The sequence below is a fragment of the Cysteiniphilum sp. 19S12-1 genome (assembly GCF_052030685.1).
GTDB lineage: Bacteria > Pseudomonadota > Gammaproteobacteria > Francisellales > Francisellaceae > Caedibacter.
In genome coordinates this window covers 1-1615 of record NZ_JBQAJM010000074.1, presented here as the reverse complement: position 1 = coordinate 1615, position 1615 = coordinate 1, and the positions used below count along the sequence as shown (strand labels likewise).

Genomic DNA, 1615 nt, shown 5'->3' with positions numbered 1-1615 from the left:
AAAATTACATCACTGAGCTAAAAGCCCAACCCCAAGTCAAAGAGATATTAACACTCGGTTTAGCTTTTAATCGCAATAACGTCGTTGTCAAAAATCATTATGTAATGAGTCAAGAATAAGTTGCGTCAGCTAGTACCTCTCCCCTTGCGGGAGAGGTCGTGCAGCTTAAGCTGCACGGGTGAGGGGAGTACAGGGATGATTGATTTAACGTCGTTGCAAAGCCTATATTCACAAGCTACTTCTTAACTGAAGTTAGTGCCATTAGGCTAAAACCCCATTGTCAATTTTCTTTGAGAAGATTACCATAGAGATCGTTTGATTTGACCTAGTAATGAATCAAGAATAGATTGCGACAGTTAGCACCTCTCCCCTTGCGGGATTGCTCGTGCAGCTTAAGCTGCACGGGTGAGGGGAGTAATTAAAACTCAACTTATTTTTGAATTATTACTAAGTGCAATTAATTATCTAATTGTGGTATGTTATGACAAGAAAAAAAGAAACAGCAAAAAAAATTTATATTGGTTCATCCAACTTTGCAAAAATCATTCTTGATAATGCTTTATTTGTCGATAAATCTCTTTTTATCAAAGAGATTATTGACGATGGTAGTGATGTGATACTGATCACCCGCCCAAGACGCTTTGGTAAAACACTCAATATGTCGATGTTGCATCACTTCTTTGCGGATAAGATTGACTTCACCGACACACAGGGCTTATTCGATCACTTAGCAATTGCCAAAGCAGACAATGGTGCCTATGTAAAGGCACATCAAGGCAAGTATCCGGTGATTTTTGTCAGCTTTAAAGACATTAAGGCACGTAATTGTCAGACTGCACTTGAGCAACTGTCACTTTTAATTCAAGAGACATTTAGACAGAATCGCCACCTGTTGCAATCTAATGAGTTGGATGAGTTGGATAAAATTAAACTCAAAAATTACATGCAGACGGACGTTTTTAGTAGCTCACAAATTGATGTCAGTTTACGTTTTTTAAGTCATATGCTATACATGCACCACCAACAGCGCGTGGTGATCTTATTAGATGAATATGACACCCCTTTAAATGCAGCTTATGTTGAGAACTATATCGAGGACTTAACGCCTTTGATGCGTAATCTAATGAGCAACACCTTTAAAGATAATAATGCATTACATAAGGGTGTGATGACTGGGATTTTGCGTGTATCTAAAGACAGCATGCTTTCAGGACTCAATAATCTGCAGGTTTACACACTCCTTGATGCTAAATATCGCCAGTATTTTGGTTTTACCAATGACGAATTAGATGCGCTATACAGCATACAAAATATGGACAATGACAAAATCAATGCCCAAAAATGGTATAACGGCTACAATTTCGCAGGACTAGAAATCTATAATCCATGGTCAATATTGAATTGTTTAAAGAATGATGGACAGTTTGATGACTACTGGATACATACCTCCAATAATCAAATGATTGAAGACTTGTTATTAAAGTTTCGGCAAGACGTACATCCGGCATTAACTCAACTAATGGAAGGTGAAAATGCTAACGTCATTATCGATCGCCATGTCACCTATGATACCTTATCCTATCAAAGCAGCAGCTTATGGAGCTTGTTGTTGTTT

1 protein-coding gene is annotated in these 1615 nt (G+C 38.0%); it reads left to right on the top strand.

Features of this window, described 5'->3' with window-relative positions; all coding sequences use genetic code 11:
* Positions 1-481: 481 nt before the first annotated feature.
* Positions 482-1615, top strand: a 1134-nt coding sequence (locus ACTS4L_RS11245; protein ID WP_440652065.1) for an AAA family ATPase, incomplete at its 3' end; no start/stop codon positions are given.